The organism is Chrysosporum bergii ANA360D (assembly GCF_029891735.1).
GTDB lineage: Bacteria > Cyanobacteriota > Cyanobacteriia > Cyanobacteriales > Nostocaceae > Umezakia > Umezakia bergii.
On sequence record NZ_JANQDH010000078.1, the window covers coordinates 43,637 to 67,067 of the forward strand.

General features: G+C 41.7%; 17 protein-coding genes and 1 pseudogene. 7 read left to right on the plus strand and 11 right to left on the minus strand.

What is annotated here, in order from left to right:
- Nucleotides 1-76: 76 nt before the first annotated feature.
- Nucleotides 77-343 carry a hypothetical protein gene (locus NWP17_RS11910; RefSeq protein WP_280655140.1) on the minus strand — a complete coding sequence of 89 codons (267 nt, stop codon included), beginning with the start codon at nt 341-343 and terminating at the stop codon, nt 77-79.
- A gap of 271 nt (nt 344-614) precedes the next feature.
- Between NWP17_RS11910 and NWP17_RS11915 the strand changes: the two genes are divergently transcribed.
- The gene (locus NWP17_RS11915) at nt 615-3,641 is read left to right on the plus strand and encodes a DUF1574 domain-containing protein (RefSeq protein WP_280655120.1); all 3,027 of its coding nucleotides are present in this window, start codon (nt 615-617) and stop codon (nt 3,639-3,641) included.
- A gap of 15 nt (nt 3,642-3,656) precedes the next feature.
- Nucleotides 3,657-5,162: an MBOAT family O-acyltransferase gene (locus NWP17_RS11920; RefSeq protein WP_280655121.1), complete on the plus strand. Its 1,506-nt coding sequence runs from the start codon at nt 3,657-3,659 to the stop codon at nt 5,160-5,162.
- A 37-nt stretch (nt 5,163-5,199) separates the two neighbouring features.
- Here NWP17_RS11920 and NWP17_RS11925 read toward each other — a convergent pair whose 3' ends face one another.
- The 5 genes from NWP17_RS11925 to NWP17_RS11945 all read right to left on the minus strand — a co-directional run bounded on the left by NWP17_RS11925 (nt 5,200) and on the right by NWP17_RS11945 (nt 10,232).
- Nucleotides 5,200-5,940: a cobalt-precorrin-6A reductase gene (locus NWP17_RS11925; RefSeq protein ID WP_280655122.1), complete on the minus strand. Its 741-nt coding sequence runs from the start codon at nt 5,938-5,940 to the stop codon at nt 5,200-5,202.
- A 28-nt stretch (nt 5,941-5,968) separates the two neighbouring features.
- Nucleotides 5,969-6,976, minus strand: coding sequence for a porphobilinogen synthase (gene hemB / locus NWP17_RS11930; RefSeq protein WP_280655123.1), 1,008 nt, complete (start codon nt 6,974-6,976; stop codon nt 5,969-5,971).
- Between the two features lie 101 nt (nt 6,977-7,077).
- Nucleotides 7,078-7,572 carry a hypothetical protein gene (locus NWP17_RS11935; protein WP_280655124.1) on the minus strand — a complete coding sequence of 165 codons (495 nt, stop codon included), beginning with the start codon at nt 7,570-7,572 and terminating at the stop codon, nt 7,078-7,080.
- Between the two features lie 102 nt (nt 7,573-7,674).
- Entirely contained in the window at nt 7,675-9,822 is a 2,148-nt protein-coding gene (locus NWP17_RS11940; protein WP_280655125.1) for a pentapeptide repeat-containing protein, read from the minus strand.
- A 65-nt stretch (nt 9,823-9,887) separates the two neighbouring features.
- Complete coding sequence (locus NWP17_RS11945) at nt 9,888-10,232, minus strand: hypothetical protein (RefSeq protein ID WP_280655126.1); 345 nt, start codon at nt 10,230-10,232, stop codon at nt 9,888-9,890.
- A 164-nt stretch (nt 10,233-10,396) separates the two neighbouring features.
- Here NWP17_RS11945 and NWP17_RS11950 point away from each other — a divergent pair, with 164 nt between their 5' ends.
- A complete protein-coding gene (locus NWP17_RS11950; protein WP_280655127.1) occupies nt 10,397-10,837 on the plus strand; it encodes a hypothetical protein in 441 nt (146 codons plus the stop codon).
- A gap of 186 nt (nt 10,838-11,023) precedes the next feature.
- On the opposite strand, the gene NWP17_RS11955 is transcribed toward NWP17_RS11950, so the two are convergent.
- Nucleotides 11,024-14,509 carry a PAS domain S-box protein gene (locus NWP17_RS11955; RefSeq protein WP_280655128.1) on the minus strand — a complete coding sequence of 1,162 codons (3,486 nt, stop codon included), beginning with the start codon at nt 14,507-14,509 and terminating at the stop codon, nt 11,024-11,026.
- A gap of 787 nt (nt 14,510-15,296) precedes the next feature.
- Between NWP17_RS11955 and NWP17_RS11960 the strand changes: the two genes are divergently transcribed.
- Nucleotides 15,297-15,488: a hypothetical protein gene (locus NWP17_RS11960; RefSeq protein WP_280655129.1), complete on the plus strand. Its 192-nt coding sequence runs from the start codon at nt 15,297-15,299 to the stop codon at nt 15,486-15,488.
- An 80-nt stretch (nt 15,489-15,568) separates the two neighbouring features.
- Complete coding sequence (locus tag NWP17_RS11965; RefSeq protein WP_280655130.1) at nt 15,569-18,151, plus strand: adenylate/guanylate cyclase domain-containing protein; 2,583 nt, start codon at nt 15,569-15,571, stop codon at nt 18,149-18,151.
- A 99-nt stretch (nt 18,152-18,250) separates the two neighbouring features.
- Here the strand turns inward: NWP17_RS11965 and NWP17_RS11970 are convergent, their stop codons facing one another.
- The 3 genes from NWP17_RS11970 to upp all read right to left on the minus strand — a co-directional run bounded on the left by NWP17_RS11970 (nt 18,251) and on the right by upp (nt 19,763).
- Complete coding sequence (locus tag NWP17_RS11970; RefSeq protein ID WP_280655131.1) at nt 18,251-18,529, minus strand: YggT family protein; 279 nt, start codon at nt 18,527-18,529, stop codon at nt 18,251-18,253.
- Between the two features lie 188 nt (nt 18,530-18,717).
- Nucleotides 18,718-19,068, minus strand: a complete 351-nt coding sequence (locus tag NWP17_RS11975; protein WP_280655132.1) for a ssl2009 family thylakoid membrane protein — start codon at nt 19,066-19,068, stop codon at nt 18,718-18,720.
- A gap of 44 nt (nt 19,069-19,112) precedes the next feature.
- Nucleotides 19,113-19,763 carry a uracil phosphoribosyltransferase gene (gene upp, locus NWP17_RS11980; RefSeq protein WP_280655133.1) on the minus strand — a complete coding sequence of 217 codons (651 nt, stop codon included), beginning with the start codon at nt 19,761-19,763 and terminating at the stop codon, nt 19,113-19,115.
- Nucleotides 19,764-20,177: 414 nt separating this feature from the next.
- On the opposite strand from upp, the gene crtH reads away from it, so the two are divergent.
- Nucleotides 20,178-21,695: a carotenoid isomerase gene (gene crtH, locus NWP17_RS11985; protein ID WP_280655134.1), complete on the plus strand. Its 1,518-nt coding sequence runs from the start codon at nt 20,178-20,180 to the stop codon at nt 21,693-21,695.
- Between the two features lie 96 nt (nt 21,696-21,791).
- Here crtH and NWP17_RS11990 read toward each other — a convergent pair whose 3' ends face one another.
- The gene (locus tag NWP17_RS11990; protein ID WP_280655135.1) at nt 21,792-22,868 is read right to left on the minus strand and encodes a DUF1176 domain-containing protein; all 1,077 of its coding nucleotides are present in this window, start codon (nt 22,866-22,868) and stop codon (nt 21,792-21,794) included.
- A 164-nt stretch (nt 22,869-23,032) separates the two neighbouring features.
- Between NWP17_RS11990 and NWP17_RS11995 the strand changes: the two are divergent.
- A pseudogene (locus NWP17_RS11995) lies at nt 23,033-23,431 on the plus strand (ATP-binding protein); the annotation flags it as partial.

A 23,431-nucleotide genomic window follows, 5' to 3' on the forward strand; every position in this document is an offset into this window, starting at 1 on the left:
TTGTATGCTGTTGTCAAGATGATTACTGTTTACGTTTTCTCCGGCTAAAAACAAACTAAAAACAAATATATTTTTTTTAATCTCTTTCCTTGTTGTTGGTGTTTGTCTGGAAAGTATTGTCGCTTGGTGCATCTGGGAAGGGGAGAATAGGCAGGCGATCGCCTCGAAACAATTCCTCACTGGCTTGTCCCATAGATTCTAGAAGCTCTTTTGTAGCTTTTTGTGTGGTGAGCAGCAATAGTATAGAAGCTGTACCTATTTGTAAGAGGCAAGATTGGGGAATACTAAACAAAGGCAGATGGAATCCGGTATGGTCTGAGGATTGTTGGCTAGTAGGAGTCATCGCTAAATCTTGGTTGGTTGACAAATGAGTAAAACGAAATGCGTCCATTCAATATTTGTAAGACTTTCAAACCCATATGTCTATCTTGTCGGATTTTGTCAGCCTACAAAGTAACAAAATTGTTAAAAAAAAACTGCAAACTGTGATAGACCTATGTTTCTAGTTTACAAGGACGGGAATACTATTTCCAGTGGTAAGTACAGATGTGATTCATCCCCTCTCTACCAACAAGCCCTGATAACCAATGACCAATGACTCCAATTAACTGCTCATGAAAACAGCATTGCTAGATAGTCACAAATCACTAGTAGAGTGGGTAAGCCAAGCAACAGGAATTAACTCCCTTGGGGTAAAAGTCCGATTGCGGGGAAATGACCTACACATTCTTTGTGAAGGTTCAAAGCCCCCGGCACGCTCCAGCACCCTCTCAGACTTGCTTTATGCCCTACAAAAAACAGACTTGGATCTTTTAACAAGTAGCGAACAACCATCAATATACCAGGTATTCGTCTATGGGCGGAAGAAAGGGGAATATCGCCCCCAATGGTGTCATCGTGTTCATTTAAACCAACTGGAACGGCATTTAGAACAGGTAAATCAAGCCGTAGGAGACCCGGAAAAACCTGCTCCTGTGGGTGGAAAACTGATTATTTCTAATGAAAGTTTAGCACGTCGGGGAGACCCCCATGCCATTGCCCGTTATCTCAGTGAAACCCTCAGTCTGTTGGGTGTGTCGGTACAGGTAAAAACCAAGCAGTATCAACCAAAAAATAGTCATCAACCAGCAGTTAATCGTCTGTGGATCTTTTGTCACTCCAGCTATAGCCCTGATTCATCTCTATTAGCAGAACCAGTAGCCCAGCAGTTACGGCAACTAAAACTAGCAGGTTACCAAGATGCAATCATTGTTTCTCAAGTTAGGGGTGAAGCAACATTTGATTGGCGGTTGAGAGTAGACCTGCGACCTCCAGAAATGATGCTGAAGGACTGGGCTAGGTGGGGAGATATACAGGCAATTACCAGGCTGTTAAGGTCGATATTGTCAGAATTAAAACTTGCTATACAAGTTTCTCTCAAAGAATCAACCCTGCATATCTTTTGTACCCCCAGTGAACCCTCAGAAACTGCCCCAGCACCGGATAAGCAGCAATGTAAGAGGATGATTTCACGCTTGTTAGAAGAAATCGCCCCCCAGGGTATTCTAGCGGCCAGTGTTTACGGACAAAAAGCTTTAGACCAGCAACCAGTGTGGATTGACTGGCTAACTTTACCTGCTACACAGCACCCTGCTTTAGCGCCATTACCTTTTGAGTTGGCTAGAGATGGTGATGAACCAGCAATTATTTTTCTACTAGAGCGCTTACTCAATTTGGATCTGAATTGGCGTTTAAAAACAGGTGGTATTCGTGTTTTGCTCTTACGCAAAGGTGACTTGTTACACATTATGTGTGATGCACCCGTTTGCCCCCCTAAGTCACAAGTAGCTAATAAAGTTACTCAGTTTTTGCGACAGTTAAAAATACCCGGTGTTACGGGAGTGCGGGTCTACGGTCGCACTGCTGGTAACAAAGAGCCATTTTGGTATCATGGCTTAGATTTATTACCACGCCAAGTTTTACTTCCAGAAGCTACCCCTGAATTTGCTACTACCGCTGAATATGTTGCTGAACTTGTCACCACTGAAAACAATCAATTAGTTAAAATTCATGATTTAACTTCTTCTGAAGTTAACAATTTTGTTCCGGGGGTAACACCAGACTGGACAACCACTCTGATTACCACAGCCAAAAAGTGGCTGATAGAAACCCAGATATTTACTGAAACTAGTGATTCAGTACCACAAAATCCTGATGGTCAATTGCTGAAGGTGGCTTTAGTTTGGGGTATGTTGGGTTTATTGCTAACAGTGCAAACTGATTGGATTTTGAATTATATAATTACCCTACCTACACCAACTTCACCAGCAGTAAATAATGTTTCACCATCATCACCAGCCCAGCCGCCAGTATTGGTTTCTGAGGCACAGGAAAGTGATAAAACAGTACTTTTGACTAACAACTATGTTAAACCAACTTCGGAAAATCAAGGTAATCCATTTAACACTTCTGGATTTACCCAAAATGAAGGGCAAGATAGAACCTTAACAGCTAATCCCTTGAAGGAAAAAGCTAATTTGGCAGCTATGTTATTATCTGCGCGATCGCCAATGCCCAGTTTTAATTCTCGGCAATTAAACGAACAACTAGCATTGTATAAACAACGAATTGCCAGAAACGCTAAAGCAGCAGATGTATTAATTATTGGTTCTTCCCGCGCTTTGAGAGGAATTGACCCCGTGGCACTTTCTCAGGCTTTGGCACATCAGGGTTATGCTAATATTGAGGTTTTTAATTTGGGAATTAACGGTGCTACGGCTCAAGTTGTGGATTTCATGGTTCGTCAGGTGCTTGAGCCTTGGGAACTACCGCAATTAATTCTCTGGGCTGATGGTTCCCGTGCTTTTAATAGTAATCGGGAAGATACGACTTTTAACACCATTACAGCTTCCCAGGGCTATGAGCAGGTATTGCAGAAAACACTCACAGCCAACAATAATAATGAATCCCTGACCAATTCCCAGAATGACACTAGTCAGGGACAATTCTCACTAAAACCAAACATCAATAATTATCAAGCAGCCAATAAGTTGCTAAATCAAGGATTAGCTAAATTTTATATTAGCTACCAAAACCGTAATCAAATTCAATCTTTTCTGCATAATAAACTGCTGGAACTGCCTATACTAAAAACCACCAAGCTAATAACATCACCAACAGAATTACAACCGGATAAACTAGACACAAATACTACCCCCCATGCTGTAGATTTTGATGGTTTTTTAGCTATCTCTGATCGCTTCGACCCGGAAAAATACTATCAAAACCATCCTAAAGTTAAAGGCATTTACGACAATGATTATAGAGATTTCCAAATAGAAGGGGAACAAAATGTAGCTTTACAAAATATTCTCCAATTTACCCAAGCCCGCAATATTTATTTAGTGTTTGTCAATATGCCCCTGACCTCTGATTATTTAGATCCACTCCGCCAAAAATATGAGGGAGAATTTCAGCAACATATGTTATCCCTAGCCAACAATCCCAACTTTATATATAGAGACTTCAGCCAACTGTGGTTAAGAAATAATGATTACTTTTCTGACCCCAGTCACCTCAACCGCTTTGGCGCATATGCAGTATCAAAAAAATTGGCTAACGATCCAATGATTCCTTGGACAACAAAGCAAAGGGCTGAATAGGAGAATGAATAAAATATGAATTTTATATCACCTTTATATGCAGTTTTTTTGCTGAGTGTACTGGTAATTTACTGGTCTGTACCTAACGAAAAGTTGCGGTGGTGGACTGTGCTGATTGCTAGTCTGGTTTTTTATGGCTCTTTGGATATTAAATATATCCCCTTATTATTGGTACTGACTGGGATTAACTTTCGTCTGGGGCTAGAAATTGGCAGCAACACCACACAAGGAGAATATGTTATTGACTGGCAACTTTCTAACCAAGAGTGGCTATTTGCCCAAGCTGACTGGAATCGTCGCCGACTGAAATTATTGTGGCTGGGTGTCAGTCTAAATGTTTTATTGTTACTCAGTTTTAAATATCTGTCAGGTTTGTTGAAAGATATTTTTCATCTAGATATTACTTCACCGGATTCTGGATTTAAATTAATTGCCCCTTTGGGGATTTCATTTTTTACTTTTGAATGTATCGCTTATTTAGTAGATGTCTATCGCGGTGCTACAGCTAGTACACAATTTCTCAAGTTTGCTACCTATAAATTATTCTTTCCTAAACTCATTTCTGGACCAATTACCCGTTATCATAGTTTGGCATCTCAATTTTATAAACTACAATTTCCCTCTGTTGAGAAAGTGACAGAAGCATTATGGTTAATTTCTCAGGGGGCAGTTAAAAAGGGAATTTTGGCGGATAATTTAGGAATTTTCGTTGATTTATGTTTTGGCAATTTGCAACGGGCGGGTAGTGTTGATTTGTGGTTGGCTACATTTGCCTACGGCTTGCAGTTGTATTTAGACTTTAGTGGTTATGTAGACATAGCTAGGGGAACTGCTTTACTATTTGGCTTGGTTTTACCAGAAAACTTTGACTTTCCCTACTTCAGCACTAGCATTGCTGAATTTTGGCGACGGTGGCACATGACTTTAGGCGATTGGTTACGAAACTATCTCTATTTTCCTCTGGGTGGTTCCCGTCAAGGCTTGGTTCGCACTTGCTGGAATTTATTTATTGTTATGCTTATTGCTGGTATTTGGCACGGTTCAGCCTGGGGTTTTATTGTTTGGGGTGTATTTCACGGTTTAGCCTTGGGGGTGCATCGACTGACAGAGGCCATGGGTAATCGCTTGGGTGAAAAATTCTGGGTACATTTCTGGCAGAATCCTTTTGGTATATTTACGGCTTGGGTTTTAACTCAATTGATGATTTTCACTGCTTGGATTTGGTTCCGCCTCCCCAATCTCCAAGACTCTGCTTGGGTATTTCAGCACCTGTGGGGTCATGCAGCCGATGTACAGTTTGTAGAAAAAGTTTATGTAGAAGCCTTAAATATACAGCCCTATCAACTTACTTGCTTGCTGGGAATTTTAGCTATAGTCATGAGTGTCATCTATCTGTTTAAAGCCAAGCTACAATTAGAGTTTAATTGGCCGGTTAAGCTGGTTTTTGTGCCGTTATGTTTCTACGCAGTGTGGATATTAGCCCCTGAAGGCGGCTTACCTTATATTTACTTTGATTTTTGAGGGGTGCAACCCCAGAAATCATAAAATCTTTGCTGATTTAACGATACTGTAAGCAGCCCACCACAGCTTGATCTATAGTTGTGACTTGCTCTCCTGGAGGTAGAGGAGGACGCTTGACCATGACAACCTTTAGTTTTAGTTCTCGTGCGGCGATGATTTTGGCATAAGTGGCATCACCACCGCTATTTTTGCTGACTATAGTATCAATTTGATGGTGAATCAGGATCTCCCTCTCATCATCAAGGTGAAAAGGACCGCGATCGCACAATAATCTCCCCGGTGGAACTGCGGTATTTGACTCAGGGGGGTCAATCATCCGCATCAAAAACCAAATTTGATGAAGGTGAGCAAAAGCACCTATTTCTTGCCTACCAACAGTTAAAAAAACCCGTTTTGCTTGATGTTCTAGCACAGTTGCTGCGGATTTTATATTATCAACTTCGAGCCAGCGATCGCCCGGTACTTGTTGCCAAGGCGGGCGGATCAACTTGATCCGGGGTATATTAACTGTCGTAGCCGCATTAGCGGCATTTAAAGCCATCTGAGTAGCGAAGGGATGGGTAGCATCTATCAGTAAATCAATTTTCATCTCATACAGATAGTTAGCTAGTCCCGCCACACCACCAAAACCCCCAATTCGCACATCCCCTAAAGGTACTGAAGGTTTACGGGTGCGACCTGCTAAAGATGTGATCACCTCAACTCCCTGGATATTGGCTAATTTGGCAACCAATTCTGCCGCTTCTCCGGTTCCACCCAGAATCAAAACTCGCATCATCTGATTTCCTCTGGGTACACCAAGCAAGTTAAGCCAACATCAAAGCTACTTCTTTAGCGAAATAAGTCAAAATCAAATCAGCACCAGCCCGTTTCATACTGGTTAAAGTTTCTAAAATTATCTTTTTCTCATCAATCCAACCCAACCGTGCAGCAGCTTTAATCATGGCGTATTCACCACTGACGTTATATGCAGCCACTGGCAGATGTGTAGTGTTGCGGATTTGGTGAATTATATCAAGATAGGCCAGAGCAGGTTTCACCATCACCATATCTGCCCCCTCGATAATATCTAATTCCACTTCCTTCAAAGCTTCTCTGCTATTAGCTGCATCCATTTGATAAGTTTTTTTATCACCAAATTTTGGTGCAGAATCTAAGGCATCTCGGAACGGTCCATAATAGGCAGAAGCATACTTAGCAGAGTATGCCAAAATTCCCACATCAGTGTAACCCTCTGCATCTAAAGCGCGACGAATTGCGCCCACTCTCCCATCCATCATGTCGGAAGGTGCAACAAAACTTGTGCCCGCTGCGGCTTGAGAAACTGCCATTTTCACCAACACTTCTACAGTGGGGTCATTTAAAATAGTACCCTGTTGATCAATTAAACCGTCATGCCCGTGACTGGTGAAGGGATCAAGAGCAACATCAGTGATGATGATTATTTCTGGAACTGCTTGTTTGATAGCTTTTACAGTTCTTTGTACCAATCCATTGGGGTTGTAGCTTTCAGTACCATTATCATCTTTTATTTTTTCGGGAATTACTGGAAACAGAGCGATCGCATTAATTCCCAAATCATAAACTTGCTTAACTTCCTTTAACAATAAATCTAAGGAGTAGCGATAACAATCAGGCATAGAAGCAATTTCTACTTTTTGCCCTTCTCCCTCAGTGACAAACATGGGATAAATTAAATCGTTAACAGTGAGAGTTGTTTCCCTGACCATTCGTCGTAAAGCTTCAGTCCGCCGCAGACGACGGGGACGGTAACGAAGTACATCGGTTAGATCAGAAGAATTGACAGATGTCATAATCAGGCACTAGATCATTGAGATAAGATTTATTATGACGATTATACTCTGACCAAGATCAATTCTGAATATGACATCCTGAGAAAGTTGCAGTGAACCGTTCAAAATCTATAGCCAAAACCACCTTGTAGAGAGACAGCTGTACCTCCATTGTCACGGTCAGCATCAAAAGCAATGATGGCGTTACCAAAAATTACAGTATTACTATTAGGAACAACATAGTCAATTCCTGGTTGTAGGGCAAAACTAATTTTGTTACCCACAGGAGAGGAACTATCACCACTAGCCAACACCACACCAGCGCCCAGGTAAGCATCAGTTTGCCAGTTGAGGGGGATATCGTAGGAAACTGTGGGTACAACTGCGGTGTTTTTACCAACTAAGGCTTGAGCGCGGAAAGAAATTGGTGATTCTAGAATTTTGTAACGAAAAGCTACAACACCCCCAACTTGAGCATCATCAATTAAACCCACAGTTGGTCCTACACCAATATAGCTACCATATGCTACCTGGGCTTGTGCTGCTTGGCTACTAATAGCCAGACTCAAAATAGAGCTAACCGCTAAAACCGGGACTGAATAAGAAAGACGTTTCATTACCGATGCCTCACACCATCTTGAATTTTACAAGTTATTTTCAATACTTATATTATCGCGATTACAGTTGAATTAGGTAATCTGTCGTCCTTCCTGGCAATCCTACGGACAGCTAGAATGTAGACCCCCTTGGGTGCAAATGTAAGCTATTTGCTTAGAATCTAAATTTTTGGCTTGAGAAAAATCAACTCCTTGAACTACAGCCGAAATCGAGCCTAAATCTGGCATTTGAACAAATTGATCGGCGGGGTTTTGTGGAACAGGAGCAAGAACTGTTCCTTTAAAATCAGCACCTGCTACATTTGCTCCTCGTAAATCCACAAAACTTAGGTCAGCATTTTGCAAGTTAGCATTTTCCAATTTAGCAGAGCGTAAAACAGCGCCAGTTAGTCTGGTGGCGCTGAGATTAGCATTGCTGAGATTAGCTCGATCTAAATAGGCTCCTGATAAGTCTGCCCCTCGCCAATCAGTGTTAGCTAAGTTGGCATAGGATAAATGTGTGCCGATAGCAATAACGCGACTTAAACGAGCCGCATATAAATTAGCTTCGTTGAATTTAGCATCACCTATGTCAGCCCCGGTTAAACTGGCTTTTTCTAGAAATGCACCCCGCAAATTAGCCCCTACTAATTGGGTACTGCTGAGGTCAGCGCCAATTAAACGTGCATAGGATAAATTAGCCCTGTTGAGGGTAGCGCGGCTTAAGTCGCTACGGTTCATGATCACGCGACTGAGATTAGCATCGCTAAAATTGGCTTGCTTCATTTGAGCTTGACTGAAATCAGCGATGGTATCGTCATAAGTGTCCCAGCGTCCATCCTCACCAGTTCCCCGGAAGATACTACCTTTAAAACTTGCTTGGTGAATATTTGCCGATTTAAAGTTAATTCCTGACAAATCAAGGTTATCTAAGACCAAGTTAAAAAATGAACTTTCAGGAGTGCCGCTTTGACCCAATTCAGACCGACTGAGGTCAACACCTGCGGTTTGAGTGCTATGGACACTGAGAATTTTGTTAATTGTCTGCTGATTAATATGTAACTGCTGTTGTCTCCCTTCCCGTTGGTCGGAAGCATTGCTACCCAAAGACCGGAGTTCGCCTGCTAAAAATTGATTTTTGTTTTTTAATTCAGGAATAGCTTTGAGTCCCACAGTAGCTAAAGCTTGTTGAATTGTATTCAGGAGGGTGGGGTTAGTTTCTGTAACTAAAAGGTCGGCCAGAAATTGAATAGACTGGGGATCATTGAGACCACCAATGGCGAGAATTATACTTTGGCGTTCCTGTGTGGTAGCACCAGAGTCAGGACTCAATGTTTTTACCAGTGCCAGAAACTTTTGACTGTTGATTTGCTTGGTTTCTCTGCGGGTTTGCTGAGTTTGGATATAAACTTGGGTGGCTACTAAAGTGCCTAGTACAGCTATCATACTGACCAGTGTTACCCCAAACAAGGTGCGACTTGGGTTTTGCCGCATCTGTCGCCACAGGTTAGGAGTATTTGTAGTTTCACCGGTGAGTTTTGACATTGAGATGGGGGTTAATTCTTCCTCTAACTGGGGTGATTGGGATTGATTATCTTGGTCTGAGGATGGCAACGGGCGAGTGGCATCTATTGTATATGTACCTGCTAACCAGTCATGAAGTGGGCGACGACCGCGACGTGAGGGTAAAGCTATTCCTTCTCCTAGCACCATGAATACTGCCAACAATGTAAACAGTCCTAAATTAGGAAAAGCAAAACTATACCGCCAAACAATATAGGCCATGGATATGGGTACAGTCCATCGACCAATTCCTTCTCGTGCCACGGCTGCTACTAAACCGGGGGGTTTGCCTATTTCGTTGACAACTTCTACGCCCAATTTCCGTTTGGGAATAGTACTACCTGTTTTACCTAGTAGGTATAATTGCCAAGATGACACGGTGACAGGGGCTAATAACGCGATGATCCATAAAAAATTAGTGGGGGCGGCGACGTTGCGAATACCAGAACTAACAGGTAGCGCCAAGGGTCGAGCGATCGCTCTTTCTGTCACTACTAATACTGGGTGGAGTGGTACTCGGTTAACATCGCTTCTAGAATTGGCATAAACACCAAGACCAAAGGGAATTACCCCACTCACAACCACTAAGGTGATTTCAGTTGCCCATGCAGCCAAGCGCCTGGTGTTGAATGGCAGTGACTTAGCTTTTTCGGGTTGGTCTGACTGGCTAGATTGATTGGTACTTCTCCTCACCATTGGGGTGGCCATTGCGTAATTCCTTTTAATTTATTTTATAATTGGCTCTGGGCGCGGTTAAAATCGGTTAGAATAGGCTATTGGTTTTTGTCCAAGCTACCAGATACAAAAAATTTGTAACCAAGATACACTAATAATGCCAAGAGTGCCACACTGATTAAAGATGCCACCAGTTTCGCCACTGCTTGTAGCATTGCAAACCCCAACACCAACCCCACACCTACAACTATCAGCTTGGCTGGTGTGTTTAAGTTTTTAAACCAAAGCTGTAATTGTCCTAAACGAGGTTTGAAGTTGAGAGAGGTGGATGGGGATTTCTGGTTTTTCTCTCTTGGCTCTTCAAAATCTACAGATGTAGAGTTGATTTCTGCTTCTATTTGTTGCAGGCGACGTTGCCAGTCTTCTTCAGGTTGAGGATTCATCTATCTTTTAAACTTCACTTTAGGTCATTAGTTCCACAACCAACTTAGCAAATCCTGGAAATGATCAAATGAACCGGGAACATGAACAGATTAGCTTCGTCTATAATCTTCAGACTGTTTAGATAAATATCCGTAAAAAAAAATGGTCGCCAGCACTAATGATTATGAAGACTAGTCGGATACTGAAAGTTGTTCCCCCAGCTTTGGTAATGAGTTGGCTACTGACTGAGGCTAGTTTAGCTCAAGTACCACGGTTGCACATTGAAGCCAATTTAAAATCAGAACCACTGGTTTTAAATGGCATATCAGGCGGAGCAGTTTTCAGCACTTGCGGCAATATTTCTAATACACCCAATCAAATTATCCACTTAACAAAACCACTGCCTTACTTACGCTTAACAGTGGACGGTTCTGGACAGCCAACACTGCTTATTGATGGACCGGGGGGACGTTTTTGTGTTCTAGCAGATAATTACTCGGAAAGCAAGCCAGAACTTGCTGGTTACTTTATGCCTGGAGAATACTTATTATACATCGGTCAGTTATCTCCAGGTCAGCATGACTATAACCTGTTAATTTCCCAACAAAAGAAGCCTATCAAGTAATTAGGGTTGGCTGAAAAATTTATTGGTCAGGATTAGGGAGTAGTGGTTGACATACTCACGGACCTTGAAGGTCGGTGATTCTTGACAGTTCACAGTAACTCGCTGCCGAAACAGTCTTACAGTCACTCCCTGTCCATTTTAGGTCGTGCCGATGCCCCATGCCGACTAATCACACATCATAACACACTAAAAAGCCGTCCTAGAAGGAGGGGCTTCTAATCCCATTCTGTTGGTCAGTATATGGTGCAGGCTATATAATAAATCTGGCGTTGTGTAGGGCTTGGAAAGAACTAGAGTAATATTTGCATTTGCCAAAGCTTCCTGAGAGTTAATGCCGCTACAGGCAATGATTAGCACCTGCTGGTTCATTTTTTGTAAGGTGCGAATGGCAGTGATGCCATCCATTTCCGGCATCATAATATCCATTAAAACCACGCTGATATCCTGTTTGTACTGGGCATAAAGTGCGATCGCTTCAATGCCATTACTAGCAGTGAGGATTCTATAATTATGTTTTTCTAAGACAATTTTGGCAATCTCGCGAATTTCAGCTTCATCATCCACAAATAAAATAAGCTCTCCGTTACCAGGAAATATTTCCAAATTATTAATTTCCAGTGATTCGGTGACTTCCACCGCAGGTAAGAACAACTCAAATTTACTGCCTTGCTGGACTATGCTAGATACATTAATAAAACCACCGTGGCTTTTAATAATTCCCAGCACCGTTGACAGCCCCAAACCTGTACCTTTGCCCACTGGTTTGGTAGTAAAAAAAGGATCAAAAATTTTATCTAATATTTCTGGTGGTATCCCCATTCCCGTGTCGGCAACAGTCATGACAACATAATAGCCCACTTGGGCATCAAGATTCATTCTGGCATAGGCTTCATCAATAAGCATATTTTTTGCAGAAATAGTGACCATACCACCTGTCGGCATAGCATCACGGGCATTAACTACCAAGTTCATGAGTACTTGATGCAGTTGTGTCGCATCTCCTAAAACAGCCCATAGGTCCTTCGGTATGGTGATGGCAAATTTAATAGATTTGGGAAATGTTTGTTGAGCTATCTGAGTAATTTCGGTAATTATGTGTTTAAGTTGAACTATGGTAGGTTCTCCCCTAAATCCTCGGGCAAAAGACAAAACTTGTTTCACTAAAGCCGCTCCCCGTTTAGTGTTGCTTTCGATAATTGCTAGTAAATTGTGATAATGTTCTTTATTTTGAGGACATTTCATCTGTAGTAGTTGAGATGCTGCCAAAATTGGTGTCAAGATATTGTTCAGGTCGTGAGCAATTCCACCTGCTAAAGTGCCCAAGCTTTCCAATCTTTGAGCGCGTAAAAACTGATCTTCCAGTTGTTTTTTTTCTGTAACGTCAGTATCAACAGAAAGTATGGATGTTGGTTGTCCTGCTGGATCATACATCAAAGTCCAACGGCTTTCCACAATAATTTCTTGTCCAGACTGGGTAAATCTAGTTAACTCACCCTGCCATGAGCCAGACTCGGTTAAAGTTTGTAGGGCAGTTTTTAGGGCTGCTTTCAGTTGCGGTGAAGTTTTTTTGTAAAAAAGATCCTCGGGTTTTTTGCCTACAGCCTCTTGTGCCTGCCAACCATATATACGTTCTGCACCTTTGTTCCAGAATAAGATTGTACTTTCAAAATCTATAACTAAAATGGCATCAGTAGCAATATCGAGCAAGGCCGCCTGCTGGCGAATTTTCTCTTGGGCTTGTTTGGGTTCGTCGATGCGCTTAGTTGTACCAATTAACCGTATTGGCTGACCTAATTCGTTAAAAAACACCTTACCTTTTTCACGTAGCCAGTGAATACTGCCATCAGGCCAAACAATGCGAAATTCGCACTTGTATTCATTTGTTTCCTCAATACTGCGAGCTATCACCCCGGACAAATATTCTCCGTCTTCAGGGTGAATTAATTTGAAGAAGTCCTCTATGGTTTCAGAATCCACACTACCGGGCAAACCATACATCAGCGCCATATTAGGAGAGCATACTATTTGATTAGTGAGAAAATCCCAGTCCCAAATACCCATTTCCGCAGCCTCCAGAGCTAAACTTAGTCGCGCTTCACCCTCTCGCAGTGAATCTTCTATTTGCTTGCGTTCGGTGACATCCCTACCAACCGCCTGCAATTCCACGATCTCTCCCTTTTGATTCTTAATTGCTGTAGCGTTCCATTGCACCCAACGCATACCGTTAACTGTTAACAAACGTTGCTCCTCTGTGATGAAGCAATGGGGTGGGGATATCAAGTGCATGATATTTTCTAAGAATTTGGGCAAGTCATCTGGATGAAAAAACTGAAACATCGACTCACCCAGTAAATTTGCCAATGGCTGACCCAGCGCTTGACTCACTATTGTATTAGCAAAGGTAACTCTTCCCTGCAAATCTAGGCGGATAATCAAGTCGGTTTGAGTTTCCACCATCTGGCGATAAAGTTTCTCGCTTTGCCTCAATGACTCTTCCACACGTTGGCGCTCAGTGATTTCCATGTGCAAAAGCTGGTTGGCTGTGCTTAACTCATTAGTACGTTCTAATACCCGGATTTCTAGCTCTTCACTGGCTTGGCATAATTTCGCTTCTACTTGTTTGCGGGGGGTAATGTCACACAGCAGCCAGCGCCAACCCATCCTCTGACCCTGTGAGTTGTATATTGCCGCTGCTTTGACACTAGCAGGGAAGGGTCGCCCATTCCTGGGCTGGAGGTGAATTTCCCAGTCGTCTACCCGGTCTAAAGTCTGGAGTTGAATAATAAAATTTTGGCGTTCTTGTTCAGCAATAAATAGAATTAACGGTTTACCCACTAGATGATTTTGTTGAACACCTAGCAAGGTGGCTGCTGCATGGTTAGCTTCTTGAATCACACCTGTGGCATCGCTGACTAAGTAGCCATGGGGGGCAAAGTTAAATAAGTCTTGATAGCGCTCTCGCTCTAATTCTGCAATTTCTCTAGCAACCCCCAGTTCTTCGTTTTGTTGACGCAACTCTTCTTCTACCATCTGAAGCTCTTCCAGGGTTTGCTGGAGTTCTTCATTAATTGCCATGAGTTCAGCTGTTTGTGCGTCTAACCATTTTTTTAAATAGGTGTGAGTTTGGCGGCCCATTGGGTCTGATGGCTGATTTGTTGACTCTCCAGTTAGGGGGCAGATTTCTACCAGATTAACCCCATTGATAAAATCAATGGTTTTGAGTAGGGTAGTTTCGGTAACAAGTCCCAGTAATTGCCCTTGTTGATCTAAGATGGGTAGATGGCGAATTTGATGTTGACGTAGTAGCGACAAAGCTGTAAAAATATCTTGGGAGTTGGATGGTGTTAGGGTAATGACTGGCTGCACCATCACCTCTGCAATTTTTACCTCCGATACATTTATCCGGTTGGCAGTAACTCTCAATACATCTTTAGTTGTAAAAATACCTAGAAGATGACCACCTTCAACAACCAATATACAAGTATTAGACCGACAAATTTCCCTGTTGTTAACTAACTCATTTGAGTCCGTTGGTGAATAATTAATACTTCGTTCTTGATTCATTAAGATAATGGCATCGACTACATAAGTATCAGGACTAATCGTTAGTGGACATTGATCCATAGCGTGATATAAATTAGGCAAATCAATTAGCTGATTGTTGAATCTCATGGTTGATCCATCAGTTTTTATTATCTGATTGACATTGATCACAGTTATGTAGAATTATTGAGAAAATCTAAAAATGCTGGGATTTAAAAAGGTCTCCAGTAGCTATAGCCTAGAGGTTGTGGGGGTGTTAACTAAATTTTTGTAGTTCCCAAACCTAATTATATTGCTGAATTGGGTAAACTGGAGTTTATCTATTTTTATGGGGATACCATTGGCTTTGCTAGTTCCATAGGTAATCACCATGGAGCCACTAAACACCCAATTCTCTTAATTTTAAGATACTACAAATTGAAGCCCCGAATGTGGGTACTGATAATTTTTCTGATTGGGTTGAAGCGGACCTACTGTTCAAGCTGGTTATAACGAATTCTCCCCAAGTCAGATACATCCTTAGCCGGCAAGATGCTCGCACTGCAAGACGATCATTTACATTTGTATCTGACGTGTTTAAGAAATGCTATCAGTAAAATAGCTGATGTTTTAAATTTTACTTAAATTATCTTTTCCCTAAGTGCAACACATAAGTAACTACAGTTTTTTAGGTTTACCATAGCCTAATTCATGTGCGTATTTAGTTGATTTTGTCAATCAATTTGTTGTTTATATGTGTTATCAGTTGACGGTATACATGACAGCAATGTTGGGCAAAATGTCAGTCATGAATGGTTGCCAAAAGGAAGGATTAAGGATAAAGTTAAGGAAAAGTGTTAATTTAGTAATTATTTGGGGAACTCCATATCCAAAAAGAATCGTCACTCATGGTAATTTTATATCTTCCCTGCACTTTATGACAAACACTCAAGCTACCCAAGCCAAGCCTTGCTACCAAGGCAAAAAACCATTAATATCTGAGTTTCCCTATGAGGTTCCCTACTTGGAGACCTTCTTAGTGCCGCCAAACCCATGGGGGGTGGTGGTGGCGTTTCCGGGGCTAGTGCAGCAATGTTGGCAGGGTGTTGGGGATATATCCTATGATTAAATTTAAGCCTGGTGCAAGAGGTGAGTAATACCCTTGCGTTTGATCATTCCCACAATCTAAATCTATATCAAAAATTATTTATGTCAATTCATGAAAGTAGTTTTGGGGAGAATGCAGATTTAATTATTGGTATTGCCAACCAAGGACATTACTACTTGCAACCAAATTCTTCTGTTGGTAGTTTGGCGAGACAAAAAGGAACTATCTCAAGTTTTCTGGCTCCCCTGACCCAGGACACCTTTAAACAAGTTGTGACAGAAGTGGAGCAAAAATTACAAATTGTGCATCAAACCCTATCAATGTTAGATTATCAAGGGTTTGAAACAATTCTCCAAGAAATGCTGCACTCGATTACCTTCAAAACAGGAGAATTACTAGGAGCAGACCGGACAACAATATTTTTATTGGATGAAGAGAAACAAGAACTGTGGTCAATTTTAGCTGAGGGGGAAGGAGAAAGTTCTCTAGAAATTCGGATTCCAGCCGATAAAGGGATTGCAGGGGAAGTTGCTACTTTTAAAAAAGTAATCAATATTCCGTTTGATTTTTATGAAGATCCCCGTTCAGGATTTGCTAAACAGCAAGATAAGAGAACGGGGTATCGTACCTATACAATGCTAGCTTTACCGCTATTAAATGAACAGGGAAAATTAGTGGCGGTAGTGCAATTATTGAATAAATTAAAATCATCAATTAATCAAAATATTACCCTCGCAGAGCGGATTGATACTGAGGGATTTACTAGGGCTGATGAACAATTATTTCAAGAATTTGCTCCTTCAATTCGGTTGATGTTAGAGTCTTCACGTTCTTTTTATGTGGCGACTCAAAAACAAAGAGCGTTAGCAGCTTTGATGAAGGCGATTAAGTCTTTGAGTCAAAGTAGTTTGGATTTAGAAGATACCTTGAATCGGGTGATGGAAGAGGCCAAGGAACTAATGAATGCCGATCGCAGTACCTTGTGGCTGATAGATAAGGATAAAAATGAGTTATGGACTAAAATCAACCACGATGATGGTTCTACAGGGGAATTACGAGTACCTATCGGTAAGGGCTTTGCCGGTATGGTGGCTGCATCTGGACAAAAGCTGAATATTCCCTTTGATTTGTATGACCATCCTGACGCGGACACCGCTAAAGAAATAGATCAGAAAAATGGCTATCGTACCTGTAGTTTATTATGTATGCCAGTGTTTAACACTGATCAGGAATTGATTGGGGTGACTCAGTTAATTAATAAAAGGAAATCAGGGGATTTTCTGGCATATAATCCATCTATGTGGCCTAGAGCGCCTGAGTGCTTCCAAGCAAGTTTTGACAGCCAAGATGAAGAATTTATGGAAGCATTTAATATTCAAGCAGGAGTAGCACTACAAAATGCTAAGTTGTTTGCTACTGTCAAGCAACAAGAACAAATGCAACGCGATATTTTGCGTAGTCTTTCTAATGGTGTGATTTCCACAGATAAATCTGGGTTAATTATTACGGCTAATGAAACTGCTAAACATTTGTTAGGACTAAACTCGGAAGATTATTTGGAAGGTAAATTAATTACTGAAACCATCTGTATTAAAGAAGGTGACTTTAGTAAATTGTATCAGGAGGCTATACAGTCCAAAGAGGTCAATGTTTCTCAGCAATATTACCCTGATCGTACACTGATGAGTAATGGCGTAGACCAGCACAGTATTAATTTGTCAATCAACACCATAGCTGATGTCAGCGAGCCAGATCAAATCCGGGGTGCGGTGGTGGTGATGGAAGATATCAGCGATGAAAAACGCCTCAAAAGTACGATGTACCGCTACATGACCCAGGAATTAGCTGAGGAATTACTCAAGTTGGATGATGCTAAATTAGGAGGCGATCGCAAAGAAGTTTCCATTTTATTTTCTGATATTCGCGGTTACACCTCTTTGACAGAAAATTTAGAGGCTGAAGAAGTGGTGAGTATGCTAAATGAATATTTTGAGTCCATGGTAGAAGCAGTGTTTAAACATAAAGGCACTCTGGATAAATATATTGGGGATGCCATTATGGCTGTATTTGGTTCGCCTCTACCTTTGCAAAACCATGCTTGGATGGCGGTGCAAACCTCCATAGAAATGCGTCATCGCTTGGAGGAATTTAATCAACGTCGCCAAGCAGCTGGTAAGCCAAAAATTAAAATTGGCATTGGCATCAATTCCGACACTGTGATTAGCGGTAATATTGGTTCGAGTAAGCGGATGGAATTTACTGCCATTGGTGATGGGGTGAATCTTGGTTCTAGGTTAGAAAGTATTACTAAACATTACGGCTGTGACATTATTATCAGTGAGAATACTTTTAAACCTTGCCAAGATAATATTTGGGCGAGAGAATTAGACTACATTCGTGTCAAAGGTAGAAGTGAACCAGTGGCTATTTACGAATTGGTGGGTCTGCGTTCCGACTCTGTGAGTAGCGAAAAATTACAATTAATTGAGCATTATCATCAGGGAAGGGAGTATTACCTTAATCGCCAGTTTAAATATGCTAGGGGTGAGTTTACCAAAGTTTTAGGAGTTGATAACCAAGATAAGGCTGCCATGCTGCATCTGCTACGGTGTCAGCACTGGCTGCAATCCCCCCCCACAGATTTGGAATGGGATCAGGGAGTTTGGACTTTTGAAGAGAAGTAAACTAACTATGTTGGCTCGTATAAGGCAATGTAGAGACGATTTTACCCCAAACGTCTCCACAGAAGTTTGTATTTGCTGGTATTACCAGCCCGGTGATCACTAAAATCCCTGTGCAAATGAAAGGGCTGTTAGGTTTCTGAGTAAGCCACCCACTAAATTTAGTGCCACAAAGGCCAAAATAGGGGAAAAGTCCATACCACCCAATGGGGGAATAATTGAGCGGAAAAGATTTAGATAAGGATCGGTAATTTGACTCAAAGCCGCAAAGGGTTGATTATACCAGTTGATGGTGGGGAACCAAGTTAATAAAACTCGAATAATTAGCAAGTAGCTATAGAAGGTGACAAAGGTTGCCAAAGTGGTAAACAGTAAATTCATGGATAAGTTGGTTTCCTGCTAAGTGTTAAAAATGGTCTTATTATTGATTTTAATTGAGTTAGCGTGATCAAGTGTGGGTTTGGGCACATTATCTACTATAGGAATCCGGTTTGATTGCTGGAATTACTCGTAAATCAAATATTATTCCTATATTAGCCACCTTAGCTCCAGATAAACAGTTGTTTACTTTAAAAATCTTGGCTAAGGGAGGGATCATTCACTGACTGGGTTGAACTGCTGTTGACGTTGCCTAACTGCTGTCTTACTTCGTCGATTGTGGCATTAAGTTGGGCAATTTTATCTTCAAGCGATCGCCTGGCTGTTTCCATTTCCATAGCTTCGTTATCTGAGGCGAACATCCGCCGACGTTTGGGAAATACTTTTTTACTTCCTGTTTGTCCGTTGGTTAATTCTGTCTCTTCTGCTGTCAATTCTCCATTTTGTCGGGAAACAATTGCAGCACCGATAATACCTCCTACTATGCTACCAAAAATCGTCCCTGCTAAAAAACCACCTGCAAAACCATCACGTTGACTCATAAATTACCGCCTTAGTTATTTTTCTCCCATAGCTGCATACTAGCTTATGTCCCATAAATGCGATCGCCTGCATCTCCTAATCCCGGTACTATATACCCCTGATTATTAACTATTTCATCAATAGTTGCTGTGTAAACATTTAAACCAGCATAGGCTGCGCTCAGTTTTTGTAAAGCCGGTGGGGCTGCCACTACGCAAACAATTCTTGTCATAGCCGGGTCTATACCCCGTTGTGTTAATTCTGCCATTGCTAACATAATTGATCCCCCTGTTGCCAACATGGGGTCAGTGATTAAAACCCTAGTTTGGGGGTCAAACTTTTCTGGTAATTTATTCAAATAACAGGTAGGTTCAAGGGTTTCTTCATTGCGGACTAAGCCCAAATGGTATATTGAGGCTAGCGGCAACAAAGATTGCGCCCCTTCTAATAATCCCAGACCTGCCCGGAGAATGGGGACAACTGCCACGGGTACTTCTGGGTCTATCAAAGTAGCTGGACAGGAATCTAAGGGACTCTGTACCATGGTTTCCATGGTTGGTAACCACTCTCTGGCTGCTTCGTAGGTTAGCCATCTTCCTAATTCAGTTATGGCACTACGAAATAATACCGGAGGCGTGGCGACATCACGGGCAACTGCCAGCCAGTGCTTGATTAAGGGATGGGGTGGAACATAAACACGCAGTTGTAGGGTCATAGCCGGATAATGGGGCTTTTATTTTGTAACTGCAACTCATCAGCCTGTCTACTCATGGTGACTGACCTAGATTTGCTGCCAAGTATTTTAACATCAAAGCAACGGAAACGGTAGAGTTAGCTTTCATTTCTGCACAAAACTTAGGCTAACGGTAACTGAGTTGCTGTTTTTCCTTGGTTTTCAGGGTTTTTCTGCTTTGTTGAATTTATTGAAAAATTTTTTCATTAATAGTTGACATATATTCTCAATCAAAGCTATATTATTTTTAGTGTTCTCCTCTCTTTAAGGATCGGCAGACGGGATTAGCCGGCAGTAGCGGGCTTGTCCCTCTTTTTATTGGAGTAAATTGCTATTGAGTATAAAGTGATATAAAATACTAATTTATCCGTTGTTTTAGATTGAGTATCTCGGTTTATGTCTCCATCCCTGCATAGTACATTGGACGTATTGGACGTAATTATAATTGGCTCTGGAATTGGCGGTTTGGTGACAGCAACACAGTTAGCAGCGAAAGGCGCTGAGGTGCTGGTATTAGAACGTTATTTAATTCCGGGGGGTAGTTCTGGCTATTTTGAGCGCCAAGGCTATAAATTTGACGTTGGGGCATCAATGATTTTTGGATTTGGGGCACAAGGTACTACCAATTTACTCACCCGCGCTTTAAATACTGTGAAGGTCAGCCAAGAAACAATTATTGATCCAGTACAAGTTCACTATCACTTGCCCAACAAATTAGACTTAAAAGTTGAGCGAGTTTATGAAAAATTTTTGCAAAATCTTATTGCTTACTTTCCCCATGAAGAAGCGGGTATTCGTCGCTTTTATGACGAATGCTGGAAGGTGTTTCATTGCCTCAACAGTATAGAGTTACTATCTCTAGAAGAACGTGGGTATTTACTGCGGACATTTTTGCAGCATCCTTTAGCCTGTCTGGGCCTAGTTAAATATCTGCCTCAAAATGTTGGGGATGTGGCGCGACGCTATATTAAAGACCAAGAATTATTGAAATTTATTGACATAGAATGTTATTCTTGGTCGGTGGTAAGTGCAGACTTGACTCCCATGATTAACGCTGGGATGGTGTTTTCTGATCGACATTATGGGGGAGTTAACTATCCTAAAGGGGGAGTAGGGACAATCGCCCAAAAGTTGGTAGAGGGTTTAGAAAAGGCTGGAGGTAAGATTCAGTACCAAGCCAGAGTAACTAAAATTCTGACAGAACAAGGAAAAGCCGTTGGTGTGCAATTAGCTAATGGTAAGGTTTATCGTGGTAAACGGATAGTTTCTAATGCTACACAGTGGGATACTTTTACCAAGTTACTACCTGGAGATAAAATACCTAATAATGAGAAAAAATGGCAACAAAGCTATAAAAAATCACCAAGTTTTTTGAGCCTGCATATGGGAGTAGAAGCGGCTGTGTTGCCTGATGGGACAGAGTGCCATCATATAATTCTGGAAGATTGGCAGCAAATGACCGCACCTGGCGGAACACTTTTTGTTTCCATTCCCACATTACTAGACCCAGATTTAGCACCAAAGGGATATCATATCATTCACGCCTTTACACCAGACTGGATTGATAATTGGCAAGGACTTTCTGCTAGTGAGTATGAGGCTAAGAAAGAAGCTGCTGCTGGGGAAGTTATCGACCGACTAGAAAAGATTTTTCCCGGTTTAGATGCTGGTTTAGATTATCTAGAAGTGGGAACACCCCGGACTCATCAACGCTTTTTAGGACGTGAGGATGGTACTTACGGTCCAATTCCTCGGCGGAAGTTACGGGGGTTACTGGGTATGCCATTTAATCGTACTGCTATTCCGGGACTGTATTGTGTGGGAGATAGTACCTTTCCTGGTCAGGGGTTAAACGCCGTGGCTTTTTCCGGTTTTGCTTGCGCCCATCGTATAGCGATAGATTTAGGATTTTGACTTCTCCCCTGGATGGAATCCCAGGGGATTCTAAACTGATATTGCTACGCGATCATCACAATGGTTTGATAGGCAAACCCAGTGGTTCAGACAGAGTTATTGGTTGATGGTAATCGAACCAATAGCTGCATGATTATGATAGTTTTGGGTTTGGTTGAATTCACTTTGTGGATCAGGATAGATGCCAGCAAAGTCTGTTAGTGTGCCTTGATTTGACCTGATTAATACCCCAGGATTGGTGCTTAGTCCTTGGGCAAATTTAATATACTCCCGTGCTTCATTATTCAAGTTGTAGGCAATGGTGGCTTTTCCGTAGGCTGCAACTGCTGCTTTCAGCGGAGTTCCTGGACCTATTCCCTCTTTTGTTCTGTAGTTGGGGTTAACAACTGTAATCATGGTAATTTGGGAGTTAGTTGAGGGTAACTGGTCGCCCTCAGCAAAACCTAAGAAATACTGCACATTACCATCTTGATTAACTTTAATTCCTGTTCCCGCATCAACCCCCAGGGGGGCTGGTTCAAATGTGGCATTGTCCCCTAAAATTTGCTGGAGTTCCCCTAAAGTCATGCCCAGTTTGGCAACTCCGACGTTTTCAGTGGTGATAAGCTGATCATCTGAAGGCGATCGCGCTCCTAATTCTTGACAACCATTAGGAACTTGATCCTTGACTTCAGAACTAATTAACGTGAGCTGGTCATTATTCCAATAGTATTGAGTTTCTTGGACACAACTACCAGCACCTGTTAATTTATAAGCGTTGGATAATATCTTAGTTTTGGGGTCAAAGTCAGGAAATCCCGCCAGTTCTAGTCCTAAAGGTTCAATTTTCAATTCTGGCTGGTTGCTGTCTACTTGCAGAAAAGTAAATGCACCTTGATAAGCAGCCATAAAGCAAAGTAGCTGTACTAAGTGTTTACCTTGGTCTCCAGTGTAGACTTTTGACCATTCCTGTGCTGCTTTGGGGTCAAATTCAAAGTTGCAAACCTGCAAACTTTTCTGACGGCTAATCACTTCCTTGAGGATAATTGCTGGATCAGGGCTATTGTCTGCTTTTAAATTTGGCTGGGGTTTTTGCAAAGACTGAGATGATTTAGACTCCGTGACTGATGCACAAGATATAAGGCTACAGGCAAGAATAGCAGTGAATGAGAATATTACTCTGGCTGTGTGCATGGGATGAAATTTAAATTTAATTTAAATCTAATTTAAATTAAACTAATATCCTAACCAGAGTCTATAGCATTTGTTAAAAACGTCAGATACAAATGTAAATGATCGTCTTGTAGTGCGAGTAGGATGCTTGCACTACAATTGACTTATTCCCTATTAAAAAAATAATGACTAAATGGTTTAATACCGCCGGACCTTGTAAAGCCGACATTCACTATATGCTACCCACTAGAGAGCGCTTACCGCAATTAAAGCGACTCATAGACCAGCAAAATTATTTTGTCATCCACGCCCCTAGACAAACTGGAAAAACTACTGCCATGCTCACTCTAGCACAGGAACTCACCGCTAGTGGTGAGTATACTGCTGTTTTACTGTCTTTAGAAGTGGGTGCAGTATTTCCCCATGATCCTGTGGCTGCTCAGAGCAGCATTTTAAATCATTGGTGGAATCAAATCCGATTTTTGCGTTTACCTTTGCCAAATGTGAATCAAATTAAAGAAGAAACGGGTACTAGCCAATTAGATTTACAAACGGTTTTGAGTCTATGGGCTGCTCATTCTCCC

What these genes read in the sequence shown, in the direction of transcription:
- NWP17_RS11945 (WP_280655126.1), bottom strand. Translation starts at nt 10,232, where the DNA reads ATGAATCCTCAACCTGAAGAAGACTGGCAACGTCGCCTGCAACAAATA.
- NWP17_RS11970 (WP_280655131.1), bottom strand. Translation starts at nt 18,529, where the DNA reads ATGAATTTACTGTTTACCACTTTGGCAACCTTTGTCACCTTCTATAGC.
- NWP17_RS11965 (WP_280655130.1), top strand. Translation starts at nt 15,569, where the DNA reads ATGTCAATTCATGAAAGTAGTTTTGGGGAGAATGCAGATTTAATTATT.
- NWP17_RS11955 (WP_280655128.1), bottom strand. Translation starts at nt 14,509, where the DNA reads ATGAGATTCAACAATCAGCTAATTGATTTGCCTAATTTATATCACGCT.
- NWP17_RS11975 (WP_280655132.1), bottom strand. Translation starts at nt 19,068, where the DNA reads ATGAGTCAACGTGATGGTTTTGCAGGTGGTTTTTTAGCAGGGACGATT.
- NWP17_RS11990 (WP_280655135.1), bottom strand. Translation starts at nt 22,868, where the DNA reads ATGCACACAGCCAGAGTAATATTCTCATTCACTGCTATTCTTGCCTGT.
- NWP17_RS11910 (WP_280655140.1), bottom strand. Translation starts at nt 343, where the DNA reads ATGACTCCTACTAGCCAACAATCCTCAGACCATACCGGATTCCATCTG.
- NWP17_RS11950 (WP_280655127.1), top strand. Translation starts at nt 10,397, where the DNA reads ATGAAGACTAGTCGGATACTGAAAGTTGTTCCCCCAGCTTTGGTAATG.
- hemB (WP_280655123.1), bottom strand. Translation starts at nt 6,976, where the DNA reads ATGACATCTGTCAATTCTTCTGATCTAACCGATGTACTTCGTTACCGT.
- crtH (WP_280655134.1), top strand. Translation starts at nt 20,178, where the DNA reads ATGTCTCCATCCCTGCATAGTACATTGGACGTATTGGACGTAATTATA.
- NWP17_RS11925 (WP_280655122.1), bottom strand. Translation starts at nt 5,940, where the DNA reads ATGATGCGAGTTTTGATTCTGGGTGGAACCGGAGAAGCGGCAGAATTG.
- NWP17_RS11915 (WP_280655120.1), top strand. Translation starts at nt 615, where the DNA reads ATGAAAACAGCATTGCTAGATAGTCACAAATCACTAGTAGAGTGGGTA.
- NWP17_RS11940 (WP_280655125.1), bottom strand. Translation starts at nt 9,822, where the DNA reads ATGGCCACCCCAATGGTGAGGAGAAGTACCAATCAATCTAGCCAGTCA.
- upp (WP_280655133.1), bottom strand. Translation starts at nt 19,763, where the DNA reads ATGACCCTACAACTGCGTGTTTATGTTCCACCCCATCCCTTAATCAAG.
- NWP17_RS11920 (WP_280655121.1), top strand. Translation starts at nt 3,657, where the DNA reads ATGAATTTTATATCACCTTTATATGCAGTTTTTTTGCTGAGTGTACTG.
- NWP17_RS11935 (WP_280655124.1), bottom strand. Translation starts at nt 7,572, where the DNA reads ATGAAACGTCTTTCTTATTCAGTCCCGGTTTTAGCGGTTAGCTCTATT.
- NWP17_RS11960 (WP_280655129.1), top strand. Translation starts at nt 15,297, where the DNA reads ATGACAAACACTCAAGCTACCCAAGCCAAGCCTTGCTACCAAGGCAAA.